Source organism: Paenibacillus sp. 7516, assembly GCF_002272715.1.
GTDB classification, from domain to species: Bacteria; Bacillota; Bacilli; order Paenibacillales; family Paenibacillaceae; genus Paenibacillus; species Paenibacillus illinoisensis_A.
This window is the reverse complement of sequence record NZ_NPBI01000006.1, coordinates 291,378-308,558: the sequence shown is the minus strand read 5'-3', so window position 1 is coordinate 308,558 and position 17,181 is coordinate 291,378. Positions and strand designations below refer to the sequence as shown.

Here is a 17,181-nt window from a genome sequence, read left to right as displayed (position 1 = left end):
GGAGGAAGATTTTATTGAAAAGGATTGTGTCACTCATCTTGATCGTATCGATGCTGTTCAGTGTTTTGCCGGGAATGGCTGCTGCGGAAGAAACAGGAGATTCAGGTATGCTGCCTGCTTTTCCTGGAGCTGAGGGCGGTGGGATGTATACGACTGGCGGCAGGGGAGGTGCAGTTTACGAAGTAACTACCCTGGCTGACTCGGGCCCCGGCTCTCTTCGCGAAGCCGTTAGTCAAAATGATACAACCGTCGTATTCAAAGTGGGTGGAACCATTCATCTGGAATCTCCTCTGGCAATAACGGGTTCCAATATTACGCTGGCAGGACAGACTGCGCCTGGAGAAGGGATTACCGTCTCCGATTACTGGACCACATTTCAGGCAGACAATATTATTGTAAGACACATGCGGTTCAGGCTTGGAGACAAACATCCAAGTGAGGATGACGTATTTGGAGGACGCTATCACAAAAACATTATTATAGATCACAGCTCATTCACCTGGTCTGTGGATGAAGTCCTCAGCATGTATGCCAACGAAAACACCACGGTGCAATGGTCCGTCATTGCCGAGAGCATGCTGATGACGACCCATCAAAAGGGCAGGCATGGATATGCCGGCATTTGGGGCGGAAACAATACCTCATTCCATCATAATATCATCGCCCACAATGTAAGCCGTAATCCGAGATTTGCCGGGTCTCCCGGATTTAATATCGAATCATACAACAATGTCGTATACAACTGGGGGTTTTTCTCTGCCTATGGCGGTGAGGAAGGCAACTACAATTTGATGAACAATTATTACAAATACGGCCCTAATACGTATCGTTCCGTACGGGATCAGCTTTTCCTTGATGTAGGAGCCAATACCCGTCTTCATGTTAGCGGCAATATTGTAGACGGATATCCGGAGATTACTGCGGATAACTGGCTTGGGGTCGGGACTCTGGCGAATCCGGAATCGAAGCTTGAATCTCCGGTTGTCATGGCCAATCCATCACCAATGGATGATGCGGAAACGGCGTATGATCGTGTCCTTGCCGAAGCTGGAGCTGTTTTACCGAGAAGGGATGCGATTGACGCAAGAATCGTTAATGATGTTAAAAATCGTTCCGGTCAGCATATCAATTCCCAAAAAGAAGTGGGAGGATATGTGGAGTTTGAAGAAGTGTTATCCACACTGGCAGATGATGATCATGATGGAATGCCGAATGATTGGGAAATCGCTCAAGGGTTGAATCCAAACGATGCCTCTGACCGAAATGAAATTCATGAATCGGGTTATACCCATCTTGAAATGTATCTGAACAGCATAACAGGTAATGGGTCAGCGAACCCTGTTACTTCAATTGATTCTCCTGCCAACGATACGATTGCGACAGAGGGTTCTTCCATTGAAATTGTGGCCTCTGCCTCTGATCCGGATGGCACAATCTCCAAGGTGGAATTTTATCAAAACGATATTAAGTTGGGTGAAGATGATACGGCTCCATATACTTGGAGCTGGGACAATGTAAAAGATGGTACACATTATCTCACGGTTCGAGCCATTGACGATACCGGAACGGCAACCCAATCGAATAATGTCTCCGTACATGTGAATAAGGAAGGCAGTATTGCACCATGGGCTTCAACAGACATTGGAGCACCTGGCATTGCCGGCTATACACAGCTTGGTGCCTTAGAAACGGATGTAACTGTAAAATCATCAGGTGACATTGCCGGCACTTCGGATCATTTTCACTATGCCTACCAGACACTGGAGGGTAATGGTGAGATCGTCGCTAGAGTCGATCACGTAACGGCCACGGATGATGGAGCAGAAGCAGGTGTAATGATCCGCGAGAGTCTGGACGCTTCCTCTCCATTTGTCGCCCTAATGACGTCATACGTCAAAGGCGGGCAAAAGGCGATTCATTTGACGCGTGAAACCGAAGGGGCGGATGTCTCCGTTCAGGAACCAGAGACGTTTATCACGCTTCCATACTGGGTGAAGCTGGTCAGGCTCGGTGATCAAGTTACATCTCTCGTCTCCAAAGACGGAGCAGACTGGTCCGTCGTGAATGCTGTAGACTTCCCCGTAAGCAGCACCGTTTACGTCGGACTTGCGGCGGATGCTTCCAAACCGGACGACGAAGTGGATAAACTGAATACATCTGTATTTTCTGGTGCAGCTGTTCAGCAGCTGGATGCAGATTTCCCTGCGGCACCTACACAACTAATAGTAGAAGCAGGACCCAAATCGATCACATTATCCTGGGATGAGGTGAACAATGCTGCCTCGTATTCCGTTTTTCGTGCCGAAATTTCCGGAGGGCCATACACGGAGCTCCAGAGCGGAATAACATCTGCTTCCTATACGGATCCGGACCTGACTGTCGGGAAGACGTACTATTACGTCGTCAAAGCAGTAAATGACAAAGGAACGAGCTTCTCCTCTAAAGAAGCGTACGCCGTTCCCGAAGGTGAGCTTGAAACCATCGATTATATTCATGATGACTATGAAGGACTTGAGGTTAACCAAACACCATCCGGGTATGTCGTGCTCCCTGATCCTCAAGATGCGGACCATCGGGTTGAGGTGGCGGAAGTACCTTCTGGAACCACCGGTAATACGTCGACAAAGTCTTTAAAACTGTATGATAATGCCCCAGGCACAACACAATTTACACGTGCATTTCAACCTCAGCTCGGCAGCTTTGTGTTGGAAACGGATCTCATGTCACCTTCCTGGCCTGGAACAGCCTATGTATTGCAGCTGCAGAATAACGCAGGGACCCGCACGCCTCTTTCGATTGAAATTCGCAAACCGGCTGCTCCCACAGCAGAAGACACCTATACGCTGGTTTATAAGAAAGACGGTGTGGATCATAAACTGATAGACGCCCCTGCAAACAATCAATGGTACAACCTGAAGATTACTGGCAATGTAGCTATGCAAAAAGCGGATATCTATATCGACAATGTACGAGTAGCGGATAACATTCCGTTCCAGGCGGATGTGCTCTCCGATGGAATTGGTCGCATTCTGGCCAAAACCCCTGGTACAGGTAAAGGAACCATATATTATGATAACCTTCGTCTCTACGTTGAACCTGTGGCAGCACCTAAAGGGCTCACTGCTCAGCCCGGAAACGGAATGGTTAGACTCAACTGGGACGAAGCCGAAGGAGCATCAACCTACAATATTAAACGAAGCACAGGAGGAGAGTCAGCTTACGAACCAATTGCTTCTGAAGTGGCAGACACCAGCTATATCGACGACACTGTTGTAAATGGTACAACATACCATTATGTCGTCACTGCACTGGGTACTTCAGGAGAAAGCGGACCCTCCAACCAAGTGGAAGTCACACCTTCAGAGGATGCCGTGAAACCCGAAGCACCAGAGAAACTGGAGGGGAAATCCAGAAATGCACAGGCAGAATTGGCATGGCAGCCCATCGAACAGGCGAGCCATTACACGGTTAAACGCAGCGTTCAGGCAGATGGCCCATTTACTTCTGTAGGAGCTAAACTGACCCAACCTTCCTTCCGGGATGGCGGGCTGGATAACGGGGTCACCTATTATTATGTAGTCTCGGCAACTGGCATTGGTGGTGAAGGAGTAGATTCAGCGCCTGTTGCTGTTACACCGTCCAGAGCGTTGTCTACACCTGAGCCTGTCGTAAAACCTCAGCCTAATTCAATCGAGGTGGAGTGGCAGCCGATTGAAGGAGCGGCAACCTATCAGATCAAGCGCTCAACCGATTTAAACGGAACATATGAAGTGGTAGCTGAAGCGCAGTCCCAAACTTCATACACAGATACAGGACTCATGAACGGTGTACCTTACTATTACAAAATTATTGCTGTAAACGGAGATACGCATAGTCTTGAGTCTGCCCCAACAGGAGCAAGACCGTCCGCTGATGACGGAACTCTCATGTCTCCAACAGGATTGCATGCAGAGCCGCAAGATGGCGGCATCACTTTAACCTGGGAAGGCGTGCAGGGAGCAGACAGCTATGCTGTAAAACGCAGTGATTCCGCCGATGGGTCTTACGCATCGGTTGCTGCGGAGGTGACCGAAACATCTTATACCGATTCGGGTCTAACCAACGGGAAGACTTACTATTATTTGGTTACAGCAAATAACGATGCGGGAGAGGGGATGTCATCTGTTTCAGTTTTTGAAACTCCGGCAGTCACTTTAACCGTTGCTTCCGATGGTAGTGGGGAATTCGAGCGAGTGCAGGAAGCTATTGATGCAAGTCCTGACAACGCGACTATACCTACCATTATCCGAATCAAAGATGGGGTCTATCGTGAAAAATTAAATGTGCCATCGAGTAAAACCCACCTGCGGATGATCGGAGAGAGCCGTGAAGGGACCATTTTGGTCTATGGAGATTCGGCTAGCACACTAGACGGGAATGGCAATCCGCTCGGTACATCGAACAGCTACAGCTTCAGGGTTCAAACGAATGATTTTACAGCTGAACATCTGACAATACAGAATGATGCGGGTGATCATGCCGGGCAAGCGGTAGCGCTATTGGCACGTGGGGATCGCCTTGTGTTTCGGGATGTCAGTCTGAAAGGCTGGCAGGATACGTTATATGTCAATGACGGCAGACAATACTATGTTGACAGTTACATCGAAGGCGATGTCGACTTCATATTTGGTAATGCCGCTGCTCTCTTTGAGAACAGCATCATCCATAGTCTGAGTAACGGCTATGTGACTGCGGCCTCCACAGCCGAAGGCAAGCCAGGGTATGTTTTTCTAAACAGCCGAATTACTGCCGAATCTGGACTGACAGGCAATGTGGCTCTTGGCAGACCGTGGCGGCCGAACGCAAGTGTTGTCTACATTAACAGTTATTTGGATGATCATATCAGTCCTGCAGGTTGGAATAATTGGAGCAATGCTGATAATGAAAAGACCGCCCGTTTCGCTGAGTATGCCAGTTATGGACCCGGTGCCAATGCCAAAGGAAGAAGTAACTGGTCCACTCAGTTAACTGCGGAAGAAGCGGAAAAATACCTTCCGGCCAAGCATTTTTCAGGATCAGACGCATGGAATCCATCATTAGGGGGTTCTTTGGTTCATGCGAATCGGGATCTGGCCAGTTTGTCCGTGAATGGTAAACCCCTGTCGGGATTTAACTCGTCTCAGAAGAACTATGAGGTTGAAGTTATAGCGGGCAGCGCCCTGCCTCTTGTTTCAGCGGATGCTGTATCCGGCGGCAGATCTGTTGTTGAAGTGAAGCAAGCTGCGGCTGTACCAGGTCAGGCTGTGGTGAAGGTTACGGGGCAAGACGGTGGCGTGAAATCCTATATCATCAACTTCTCGGCGGAAACCGCTAGAGATACCACGCCACCTGTGCTGCAGCTCAAAGTGAATAAACCCGTTCTGAAAGAAAATGCAAACAAAATGGAGACCATCCGTGTTACAGCGGATGCCACCGATCAAGGAACAGGGGTAGCCTCTGTCAAACTGATATCCATTACAAGCAACCAACCGGATAAAGGCAAGGGACATGGTAACAAATCACCTGACATCCAGGGAGCAGCGTACGGCACTCCTGATTTTGAATTTAAGCTTCGTGCCGAACGTACAGGAAAGGGTAAAGGTCAGGATCGTGTCTACACGATTACTTATGAGGCAGCAGATCAAGCAGGGAATACTTCACGATCATCGGTTAAAGTCGTTGTAAAAAAGTAATCCATACTGAATTGACCTGGAACGGTTTGAGTAAGTAGAGCTTAAAGGTTAGTTTTCTAGAAGAAAAAGAATTCAGTCAGTCACAATAAAGGACGCCAGTATTGGCGCCCTTTTTGTGTTGTTATTGAGGAATAAGCTTCAAGAAAGCCTTGTTATCAAAATCGTCAGCTTGTATTTATCAGTCTTAATACTTAGTTAGGGCCACTGCCAGTTCGATTGGCTTTGACATATTTAAGCTGGGCGACAATGATGACGCTAATGATCACGAGCAGGAACCACGAGCTGATTTTGCTGAAACTAACCAATTGCCAGGCATCGTGCTGGTCAGGGTATTTCCAGCCATTAAAGAATGTAGCAATATTCTCGGCAGCCCAGATGAAGAAACCTACAATGACAAAAGCAAGCGATAAAGGCATTCGATATGTCTTGGTCCGTACCCGGTAGATGATCCATGTTTTCCAAAAAACGATGAAGACCAGAGCCGTGAGCCACCAACGGAAATCAGGAATGAAATGGTGGGTGAAGAAGTTGAGATAGATGGCTCCTCCGAGCAGAAAGGAGGGTGCAAAACCAGGCCATCCTGTCATGTCCATGCGTAACCTGCGCCAGATTTGACACATAAAGCTTGCCACACTCGCATACATGAAGCCGCTGTACAGCGGCACTCCAAATATTTTGGTGAATCCAGGCTCTGGATAGGACCATGAACCCATGCTTACTTTGTACAGTTCAAGTACCAGTCCAATAATATGAAACACACATATGACTTTAATTTCATCCTGGGTCTCCAACCCACTACGGTACATGAGATACTGGACGCCAAGCAAGATCAGTAGAATGGCATCGTAGCGATGAAAGAACGGAACCTCGATCACGCTGGTGATGGCTAGGGTGCCGAAGATGGCCACAGGGAAAATGCAGCTCATCGCCTGATGATAGCCGAAATGCAGCAATTGAATAAAAGATTTCAAATCGGGAAATCTCCTTCCGGTACTTGTTCTAAAAATATTCTGGGATTCATGTTTGTCTTCTATAAGTACATATGTAGAGCTATCGTTAATCATACAGAGACGAAACCGAAGAAAAAAGAGAAATTAAATGATGAATCTCTTCTTGTTTTCGTTTATGCATATACGTGTCAAAAGACCTAAAATGGTTTAAATCTATATACAAAAGTTTCTTCATGAGAGAAAATTAGGATTTCTACATATGAGAGAGAGGAAGATTAGGTTTGAAGAAATGGCACTACACTTTATTAACATTCATGCTTTTCGGATTTCTTGTGGCTTGTGGGGGGCAAACGGGGATAACCCCGGAAGTGTACAAACAAATTCAGGAAGGCATGAGCCAGCAAGAAGTAGAAGAACTGGCGGGTCAGCCCGCTGAGAAAGAAACTAATAATCCCTATGATGTATGGATTTATGATGGACAAGATGGAATTGAACGAGGCGCAACGGTGCGCATTGAATTTTCCAAAGAGGAACAGGTTCTCTTTAAATCTCAGAAAAAGCTGTTTGAGGCGCCCAAGGCCGAAGAGAAAAAATACACTCCGGAAGGAGAGCTGAAGGAGTTCATCACCGCATTCAACAAGCTTGTCAGTCAAAATGAAGACGTGGAGTTCCTTCAGCCGATTTCGACGGAAGGCCTGGATTTCAAGAGAACAACCTTTTACGATGGACAAGGCACGATCATTACGGTATCCGATCCAGCAATGATTAATGATGCCAATCAATATACGAACAAGATGCATTTTGAAATCGAAGAAGATGGGACTTTAAACGAAATCTATTATATTGGTTCAGATCTTGAATATCCTGTTCTGGTATTACATGCCCTGAACGTTAGTGAGGAAACCATTGATCAAATCCTGACAAGTTATAAGGACATTGATATGGAGACCCTGGAAAGTAAAAGCTTTAACTTTAATGAAGAGCCTTACTCAATTTCCATAAAGAATGGATCACCTAAAACTTTAGTCGTTACCAAGAATGATAGCGAGTAAAAGTGTCCAGCGTACTGTCAGACCCGGCAACTTTTGTTGTCGGGTTTTAGTTGTTGAATAAAACTTAGGTGATCATTCAAGTCATAAACCGTAGGTACGGATCACGGTAAGTTATGATACAATATATTGGATTCTCAAGTGTGAATATATAGCGTGATAGACTAAAAATGATCGTGGAGCCATTATGAAAATCAAATCACTGATTTTACTAAGTTTCAAAATTATCCTTATATTCCTGATCGGTTATACCATTTCGCACTTCCTACGGGAGTGGATTAATGAGGTTTGTTATTCCCTAGGAGTAGCTAACGAAGTGCGTATTATCGTATCCAGATTTAGTGTGATCGCATACATAGTTCCTTTCCTTATGATTAATGTGCGCAGCATTTTTTCTGCTGAAGTTCTTCGAGTAGGAAACTTCCGGGCAAGCATTTCCTTTCCATTGATATGGCGAGGAAAAGAAGACCCGGTGTGGAGATTTCTTGGCATTTTTGCAGTTGTGATGGTGATCGGAACAAGTTATTTTATCTACTCCTATGCAAGTGATTTGAATAGTAACGAATTCAGGCTGCTGTTGTATTATGGACTGATATTTTCTCTCGTAAACTCCATTTTAGAGGAGTGGGTCTGGAGGGGCGTCGCACTTAGCCAATATATAAAATGGTCTGGTAGCGTTTATGGATTAATTGTTACAAGTCTGCTTTTTGGGATGTCCCATTATGACTTGGGTTTCTCCATTTGGGTATGCATTGCCTTTTCAATCGGCGGGTTCTTTATGGGGGGAGTCGCCATTCGATCTAAGGGAATCGTTGCTTCCATTCTGATGCACATCTATATGAATATCATTTTTACGATGACGGGTATGATCTTTAGTTGAACCAGGAATCTGGATTGCAAAAAAGTACAACTATCATACGGCAGAAACACTTGAGAAAATCAGTAAAGTAACCGATGAGGAAGATCCTGCTAAGGTGCAGAAACTCATCGAACTGGCCAAGAACCAAGCAGAAGAAACTGATTACTACCTTCGAACACTTATTGAGTTTAGTGATAATTATGTAAATGACATTGATCCTCAATTCATGGTTAATCAAACGGTTATGACTTCGAAGAAGCAGGAGGATCTGTATATCCTTGCGCACGAGTTCAAGGAAATGGCTGTTTACACTATTGAGTGGGGAGAATTTTCAACCTAAGAGCAGATTAAGGATCTCACTCAGAGAGCCATTAAGCCTCATTTGGAGAAACTAATCAAAATGAAGAGCGAGTTTGGAGGATAATCCAGTTATGCTACAGAAAGACGTATAATGTTCCATAAGTAAAATAGATCCCAGGATAGACGATATAAGTCGCCGTTTTATGGCGGCTTCTTTTCGATTACGTCGACAGTTTCGTGTTTTTTCCATAATAGATGTGACGTATGAATATATATCCTTTATAGTAGAAAATAAAAGCAAGATCCGAGGAGTCCTTATATGAACAAACAAGCAGTACCGTTAAATTCGTTGACCAGTGTCACGGACGGAGGCCATATCATTTATTTGTTCGAGGATTTCGATCGTTATGTTGATAATGCAGTATCGTATATTCTAACGGGTATAGACCAAGGTCATCACATCTTATTGATAGAAGAAGCAGACACATATCTTGATATTTATAACAAGCTCAACGATGTTATCTCTGGTGACCAGCTTCAGTATCTTCATTATGCTAACAACGTGGATTATTACGGATCACAGGGGGATTTTAGTTTTCAGCATATTCTCACTCATTTTCATCAGGTAATGGGGATCGTACAAGAGAATAACATGTCCATTCGAACGTGGGCCAATGTAATGACGTGGGGGGAGCATAGCGAAGACAAGATCCAGGGGAATTTGGTCAATTATGAGCGACAAACTTGCAATGTAGTCCGTGAATACGGGATGGTATCCGTATGCGCATATAACGCGACTGCCATTTCTTCGTCATTGCAGCTTAAGATGATGAGAGAGCATGAGTACATGATGACTGACGTTGAATTTGTGAAATCACCCTTATATAGTCATCTGCCTTCGGAAGAGGTCATCTTCCCTTCACTTTCAGTACAGAGAAGATTGCTGAACGAACAGAAGCATCTCTTAATCGAGAAGGAAGCCATGGAAATGGCCAACCAGGTGAAGAGCGAGTTTATAACCACCATGAATCACGAGATTCGGACCCCGATGAATGGCGTGATGGGAATCACGGATTTGTTGGCTGCAACCGATCTTACCGACAAGCAGAAGGAATATGTGGTCACACTGCAAAAAAGCGGGAAGTCTCTGCTGCGTATTGTCAATGATATTCTGGATTATAGCAAATTGGATTCAAATCATGAACAGCTCCTGAAGGAAGCCTTTAGCATCAGGGAAGCCATAACGGATACGCTGGACATTCTTAAGGTTGGAATTCTGAATAAGAAACTGCAAGTCCACGTTTCCATTGATCCGGATATTCCAGAGATTCTGATTGGGGATGATGGAAGATTCAGGCAGGTGATTCTTAATTTGCTGGGAAACGCAGTGAAATTCACGGATGAAGGTGATATTTCCTTGGTGGCCAGACTGCTCTACACAGATGCGGGTAAGGTCCGTCTTCAGTTTACGGTCAGAGATACAGGGATCGGAATTCCTCAGGATAAACGGAGTCAGTTGTTTATTCCATTTCACCGAGTGGATAACAGTGTTACTCGCCGGACGGAAGGTACAGGTCTCGGATTAGCGATATGTCATCGAATTGTACAGTTAATGAATGGTGAAATTGCTATTGAAGCGGAAGATCCGACGGTGTGCGGAACCACAATTACCTTCACAGTGGAATTTGGTACGTATACAGCATAATGAATGCAATAAACCTAACCACTTAGAGGCTCATTGAGGGAACATACTAGTGCTCACCGATGGATTGTAAACGGTTAGGTGATTACGAATTGTTATTTCTCCATGAACATATGGTAAAATGAATGAAGTATTTATCTTTCAGACCACATAAGGAGATTACTATGCAACTTATACAACCTCAAGATGTCCAAGCCCGGCTCAATGGTTTCATTGATCAGGATCTATACTTACACCTTGAAATGACGACAGGTGCGTACGCCAATCACTACGATAGTACTCGTCACCCTGCCTCGGCTTTCATTTCCAATGCGGCTATTCGATACACACAGGGATCAATTTCAGGCACGAATCCATACCGGGTTGGCTTAAAAACGACGACGGGTTGGGTTTATGCGGAAGGCCTTACCCATATTGATGAAAATGAAAAGGATCGACTGATTTTGGCGGGTCACGACAGCCAGGGTAAATTGGTTGTGGCCTTTCAACTTAGTCGGGAGAGTTTCTGATGGAAGCGGAGGATCGAAACAGCATGAACAATAAGTCATACGAAAATGAACGTATTTTAGTGATATATCCCCACCCTGACGACGAGGCTTTTTCCGTTGCCGGAACACTCGCAAAATATATTGATGGCGGTGCTTACGTTACGTATGCCTGCCTGACCTTAGGTGAGATGGGACGCAATATGGGCATTCCGCCATTTGCGAACAGGGTCACTCTGCCTGCCATCCGCAAGGTGGAGCTCGAAGAGTCTGCTCAGGCAATTGGTATTCAGGATTTGAGAATGCTTGGTTTTCACGACAAGATGATCGAATTCGAGGACGCTCATCTGCTCGATAGCCGCATCATGGATTTGATAGAGGAGCTTAAACCTACCATCGTCTTTACCTTTTATCCAGGTTATAGCGTGCATCCCGACCACGATGCTACGGGTGCTGCAGTCATACGGACTATTTCCCGGCTGCCGGCAGAAGAGAGACCCATCGTATATTGTGTAGCCTTCTCCAAAAACCATGAGCAGGCCATCGGAAAGCCAGATGTACATGTTGATGTAAGGGGATATCTGGAGCAAAAAATGGGAGCCATTCAGGCTCACCGTTCGCAATTTCAGGCTGCAGAGCTTGTCGGCAACCGGAAATTGGATGACGAAGAAATCCAGCGCAGATTCGGCAGAGAAGCATTCTGGACGTATCGCTTTGAGTAAAATGTCTTAACACTTATCAACCAAAGAACAGCGGAGCCGCCTTCATGGCGGCTTTTTCATTTTTAACAGAGAAGGACGTACGGATCAGAAAACATTAGATTGACAAAGGTTCAAATTAGGGATATTCTTCTTAAAGAATATTAATAGGCTATGCTAGTATTTCAGGGAGGGCTTACCTGATGTCGACTCATCAAGAGAAAGATCCCATTGGATTGTTACTATCCAGAACGTACTTTGTCCACAAAAAAAGAGTTACCCATCTACTGCAGGATTACGGCATAACACCTGAACAATATGGGATGCTCGAACAACTTTATCAGAACGAAGGCATTACACAGAAGAAGTTATCCGAACTCCACGGTAAAGATCAGACGAGTGTCGGCAAGACATTGGAGCGCTTGGAACATAAAGATCTTATTATTCGAAGCACCGATCCTGTTGATCGGCGAGCCATCCTGCTGCGGCTTTCCGAGGAAGGGAAAGAGCTTTATTTACAGGTAGTTCCTCTGATGAATGAAATGGATCAGTCATTAAGGGAGTTAATTACCCCGGAAGGGGCAGAACAACTTGCCGTACTGCTCAACAAAATTTATGAAGGAATATCCAGCTGATGCGTCAGCTGACTTTTTTTGCAGAGATACATGCATAGCCTATTATATGCTAGCCTATTAATTTGCATCTGGAGCTTTTCCAAGAAGGAGAGAAATTCATGTCTGTTTTTTCAGTATTAAAAGATTTTTTGAAGATTCTACAAACCAAGATCGGGTTGGTCTTTGCTTTGGTCGTCCCACTGATATTCACCATTGTCTGGTTAACGGGATACAACGGAGCAACTGAACGAGTGGATCAACTTAAAATAGGTATTATTAACTCGGACGGAGCGAATGGACAGAAAATAGAAAAGATCATTCAGGAAACAGTCCCTTTCAAAACAGAAAGCTATGCATCTCTTGAGGAAGCTGAGCAAGTCATGAATGATGGGGATATTGGCATGATCGTAAGCATTCCTGCCCAGTTCGCTGCGAACCTGGACAAAGGGGAAGGGCAATTAACGTATTATGTCAATCAGGCAGCATCGGAAGTTTCGAGATCCATATTGGAGGGTTCGGCTGAAGGGATATCTACCAGCGTAGGCGCTCAGCTATCAGGAATCGTTCAAAAAGAAGTGGTCACGACAAATGTGGTCAAGTCTAACAACATCACCAATTTTGCACTCAGCATGCTGCCCATGATCCTTGGGTTTATCACATATATCGCAGTGATGACCATGAATATTCAATTGAATCTGTCGACCATGATGCTTAGTCGCAAGTACGACCGATGGAAAATTTTCTGGGCCAGACAGCTTCTGTTATTGATGGTGTGTATCGTAGCACCTCTCATTATAACGACTGTAGCCATGTTGTTTGTCACACCTGTCGCTTCCTTCTGGGAAATGTGGGGATTCCATATTCTCGTATACATTGCCTGCGTATGCCTGACTCAAATGTCATTTGTATTATTTGGTGGAGTGGGCGCACTGTTTAACGTAGCCATGATTCCTTTCCAGCTCATGACAGCAGGCAACATTATCGCAACCGAAATGCTCACACCATTCTATCGTCACATCGGGGATTTCCTGCCTGCATCCAACGCTGTTCTGGGATACGTCCGACTCATCTATAGCGGAGCACCAGTAACTTCAATCGTAATTAATCTTATTTTGATTGCCCTGGTTACATGGGGAATAACCTGTGCACGTGTGGCCTTGCATAGAGCACCAGCACCTGGCGTAGCAACCACTAACGCTCATTAAACATGACAAGCATTATACGCACAGAAAATAGAAATATGTTTGCATGATAAGTCGCCTAGCAGGCGGCTTTTTTTGCTAGAATGACAGGTGTCATTTCGAAGGTTTTTTGCTGTATTCAGTTCAAATGGCATACTCCATCTAATTCTTGGGTACGATTGACAATTAACGTTTGCACATGTAACCTTTAAATAGTAACAAACAAAAATATAATAACTAACGGAGGGATTTTCCTTGGCTAAAGTAAATGTAGGCGAAGAGAATGCACAACCAATCGAACTGTACTATGAAGATCATGGCGCGGGAAAACCCATCATCCTTATTCATGGATGGCCTTTGAGCGGGCGTTCCTGGGAGAAGCAAGTACCTGCCCTGATCGAAGCAGGCTACCGTGTTATTACGTATGACCGTCGTGGCTTTGGTCAGTCTTCCCAACCTTGGGATGGTTATGACTATGATACCTTTGCTTCGGATTTACATAAATTGATTCTGCAACTTGATCTGCGCGATGTTACACTGGTCGGGTTCTCCATGGGAGGCGGCGAGGTAGCTCGCTATGTCGGAACTTACGGAACCGAACGTGTTTCCAAAGCCGTATTTGCGGGAGCAGTTCCTCCTTATCTCTATATAACAGAAGACAATCCTCAAGGTGGATTGGATGATGCAACGATTGCAGAATTCCAAAATGGCGTAAAAGGGGATCGTCTCGCATTCCTGGATGGTTTCACAACTAACTTTTTCACTGCAGGAGACCGTACGGACCTCGTGAGCGAACCGTTCCGTATTTATAACCGGGATATTGCAGCTCTGGCTTCCCCTAAAGGAACATTGGATTGTATTGCTGCCTTTGGCCTTACCGATTTCCGTCAGGATCTGGAGAAATTTAATATTCCGACACTGGTTATCCATGGTGATTCAGATGCCATCGTTCCGCTGGAAGTGAGTGGACAACGTACTCATCAATCCATCCCTGGCAGCCGTCTGGTGGTTGTAGAAGGTGGACCACACGGATTTAATGCGACGCACCCTGAACAATTTAATGCAGCATTGATTGATTTTTTACAGGGTTAAGGTTAACTGAACTGATAACATTAGAAAAAAATTAGAAATGAAAAAGAGCAGGACACCCCATATGAAGGAGGGGCGTCCTGCTCTTTTTTAATTTATACGGCTTGGATGGCATGATGTTGTTCGCGAGCAATTTGGGTTGCTTCAACCATGTTACGCAAGGAGGCGATCGTTTCTTCGCGTCCACGGGTTTTCAGGCCGCAATCGGGATTAATCCAGAACAGCTTGGGATCCAGCACACGCAAGGCGCGCTCAATCATGGTTGTCATTTCTTCCACGCTCGGGATACGAGGGCTATGGATATCGTACACACCCAGCCCGATGCCGAGTTTGTACGTATTTAATTCAAAGCTGTGAATGAGCTCTCCGTGACTTCGTGATGTTTCTATGGAGATGACATCAGCATCCATGGCTTCAATAGAATCGATCATGTCATGGAATTCACAGTAACACATATGGGTATGAATTTGCGTTGTTTCTTGTACCGTACATGTAGAGATGCGGAATGCTTTGACTGCCCAGGCCAAATAATCTGCTTGCTCATTTTGTTTGAGTGGAAGGCCTTCACGAACAGCAGGTTCATCCACCTGGATCATGCCAATACCCGCCTGTTCAAGAGCTTCCACTTCCTGTCTGAGTGCATAAGCCAGCTGATAAGCAATGTGCTCGCGCGGAATATCATCCCGGACAAACGACCAATTCATAATGGTTATCGGTCCGGTCAGCATGCCTTTTACCGGACGCTGGGTCTTCGACTGGGCGTACTTGGTTTCTTCGACCGTCATTGCCTGAACAAAGGCTACGTCACCGAAAATGATCGGTGGTTTTACACACCGGGAACCGTAGGATTGTACCCAGCCATACTGAGTAAAGGCAAATCCTGCGAGTTTCTCACCGAAGAATTCCACCATATCTGTGCGCTCAAACTCCCCGTGAACGAGGACATCCAGTCCGATCTCTTCCTGAATTTGAATCCAGGCATCAATTTGCTCCCGAATAAACTGGGTATATTGCTCGTTGCTCAACTCACTCTTGCGCCATAGTTGCCGAGTCTTGCGTACTTCTGCAGATTGAGGAAAACTGCCGATCGTAGTTGTCGGAAAAAGAGGCAGCTTCCATTTTTTCTGCTGAGCATTATGACGTTTAGCGAACGGAAGTGAACGCGCAGGCTCTTGTAATCGGAGTGCTGTAACAGCCTGCTGCACATCGAGGCGATTACGTTCTTGTGACTGCTTAAGAGGCAGCAGCGCCTGATCTGCTTTATCAATCGCATCCAGAATGTCGGCATGTCTTGATGTGCATGCTTTTGTCAGAAGAGCAATTTCCTTCAGCTTCTCATCTGCAAAGGCGAGCGAGCTCTTGAGCGCAGGGTCGAGGTTCGACTCGCGTTCTGTTGTAACAGGTACATGCAGCAGACTGCAAGACGATTGTACGATTATGCTCTCAGGTGCAACCTGTTCGATCAGCTCATCAAGCAGTGACAGTTTCTCTTGAAGTGACTCCTTCCAGATTCCACGACCGTCAATAATGCCTGCGCCCAAAATCTTGTCAGCCGGGAAGCCATTTGTCTTAATGGATTGCAGATTGCCCGAGAGCCCTTGGACGAAATCCAGTCCAATTCCTTGTACGGGAAGGGTAATGATGTCGCTATAATTCTCCACGGATTCAAAGTAAGTTTGCAATAAAATGTTTAAATTAGGGACTGCGTCTGCAAACGTCTTATAGATGTTCTGGAGCAATTGTAGGTCATCCTTGCTTAACTGGGTAACCAGAACGGGTTCATCAATCTGAACCCACTGTACGCCTTCTTCTGCAAGTTCCCGAAGCACCTGTGTGTAGAGTGGAAGCAAGCGTTCCAGCCAGGCTTCCGTCTCGGATTTGTCGTAACCTTTGGAGAGCTTCAGGAAGGTTAAGGGTCCGACGATCACCGGCTTGCCTTCAATCCCGAGCTTCTTTTTGGCTTCGCGGTAAGCGATAAGAGGTTTATTCTCGGTAAGTGTGGGTGTTACATCATTCAGCTCCGGGACGATGTAATGATAGTTGGTGTTGAACCATTTTGTCATTTCGCTGGCTGCAGCATCCTTCGTACCTCGTGCGATGCCATAATACACAGATAAAGGAACGGCCCCGCCGTCATATGTAAATCGTTTGGGAACAATACCGAACATCACGGCCGTATCAAGAATGTGATCATAATAACTGAAGTCGTTGACCGGAATGAGATCGATTCCTTGATCATGCAGCTTGCGCAAATGGTTTAATCGGATCTCCTGTAAACGGGTGTGAAACGTGTCTTCATCCAGTTTGCCCGACCAGAAGGCTTCGAGTGCTTTTTTCCATTCCCGATCAGCGCCAATTCGCGGGTAACCTAATACACTGCTTTTTGTCATCAACATAACCCCTCTTCAAATGTGTTACAGAAAAGTTATCACAGATGTGAAGTTATAATGTAATTCCATTAAATTATATCTAGCTATAGCTTGAAACTATATCAAAAGAGCGGAGATTGGTGGAAAAAGAATTGGAAGTTTACTCCATATGGC

At 45.5% G+C, this 17,181-nt stretch carries 12 protein-coding genes; 10 read left to right on the top strand and 2 right to left on the bottom strand.

Going from position 1 to position 17,181, the window contains the following annotated elements; all coding sequences use genetic code 11:
- The first annotated feature begins 14 nt into the window (after window positions 1-14).
- Window positions 15-5,711 (top strand): pectinesterase family protein, encoded by a 5,697-nt coding sequence (locus tag CHI14_RS04800; protein ID WP_095287278.1) that lies wholly within the window; start codon window positions 15-17, stop codon window positions 5,709-5,711.
- A gap of 191 nt (window positions 5,712-5,902) precedes the next feature.
- Here the strand turns inward: CHI14_RS04800 and CHI14_RS04795 are convergent, their stop codons facing one another.
- On the bottom strand, window positions 5,903-6,682 hold the full coding sequence (locus CHI14_RS04795; RefSeq protein ID WP_095287277.1) for a DUF817 domain-containing protein: 780 nt from the start codon (window positions 6,680-6,682) through the stop codon (window positions 5,903-5,905).
- 260 nt (window positions 6,683-6,942) lie between these two features.
- On the opposite strand from CHI14_RS04795, the gene bamE reads away from it, so the two are divergent.
- The 9 genes from bamE (at window position 6,943) to CHI14_RS04750 (ending at window position 14,641) form a co-directional block, all read left to right on the top strand.
- Window positions 6,943-7,713, top strand: a complete 771-nt coding sequence (gene bamE, locus CHI14_RS04790) for an outer membrane protein assembly factor BamE domain-containing protein (RefSeq protein WP_095287276.1) — start codon at window positions 6,943-6,945, stop codon at window positions 7,711-7,713.
- 184 nt (window positions 7,714-7,897) lie between these two features.
- Window positions 7,898-8,590: a CPBP family intramembrane glutamic endopeptidase gene (locus CHI14_RS04785; RefSeq protein WP_095287275.1), complete on the top strand. Its 693-nt coding sequence runs from the start codon at window positions 7,898-7,900 to the stop codon at window positions 8,588-8,590.
- A gap of 94 nt (window positions 8,591-8,684) precedes the next feature.
- On the top strand, window positions 8,685-8,909 hold the full coding sequence (locus tag CHI14_RS04780; RefSeq protein ID WP_095287274.1) for a hypothetical protein: 225 nt from the start codon (window positions 8,685-8,687) through the stop codon (window positions 8,907-8,909).
- A 279-nt stretch (window positions 8,910-9,188) separates the two neighbouring features.
- Window positions 9,189-10,574, top strand: coding sequence for an MEDS domain-containing protein (locus CHI14_RS04775; protein ID WP_095287273.1), 1,386 nt, complete (start codon window positions 9,189-9,191; stop codon window positions 10,572-10,574).
- 161 nt (window positions 10,575-10,735) lie between these two features.
- A complete protein-coding gene (locus CHI14_RS04770) occupies window positions 10,736-11,080 on the top strand; it encodes a YojF family protein (RefSeq protein ID WP_095287272.1) in 345 nt (114 codons plus the stop codon).
- Between the two features lie 23 nt (window positions 11,081-11,103).
- A complete protein-coding gene (gene bshB2, locus CHI14_RS04765) occupies window positions 11,104-11,778 on the top strand; it encodes a bacillithiol biosynthesis deacetylase BshB2 (protein WP_095287745.1) in 675 nt (224 codons plus the stop codon).
- Window positions 11,779-11,957: 179 nt separating this feature from the next.
- Window positions 11,958-12,389, top strand: coding sequence for a MarR family winged helix-turn-helix transcriptional regulator (locus CHI14_RS04760; protein ID WP_095287271.1), 432 nt, complete (start codon window positions 11,958-11,960; stop codon window positions 12,387-12,389).
- A gap of 98 nt (window positions 12,390-12,487) precedes the next feature.
- The gene (locus CHI14_RS04755; protein WP_095287270.1) at window positions 12,488-13,573 is read left to right on the top strand and encodes a YhgE/Pip domain-containing protein; all 1,086 of its coding nucleotides are present in this window, start codon (window positions 12,488-12,490) and stop codon (window positions 13,571-13,573) included.
- Between the two features lie 231 nt (window positions 13,574-13,804).
- On the top strand, window positions 13,805-14,641 hold the full coding sequence (locus CHI14_RS04750) for an alpha/beta fold hydrolase (protein WP_095287269.1): 837 nt from the start codon (window positions 13,805-13,807) through the stop codon (window positions 14,639-14,641).
- Between the two features lie 92 nt (window positions 14,642-14,733).
- On the opposite strand, the gene metE is transcribed toward CHI14_RS04750, so the two are convergent.
- On the bottom strand, window positions 14,734-17,028 hold the full coding sequence (metE, locus tag CHI14_RS04745) for a 5-methyltetrahydropteroyltriglutamate--homocysteine S-methyltransferase (RefSeq protein WP_095287268.1): 2,295 nt from the start codon (window positions 17,026-17,028) through the stop codon (window positions 14,734-14,736).
- Between the last annotated feature and the right edge of the window lie 153 nt (window positions 17,029-17,181).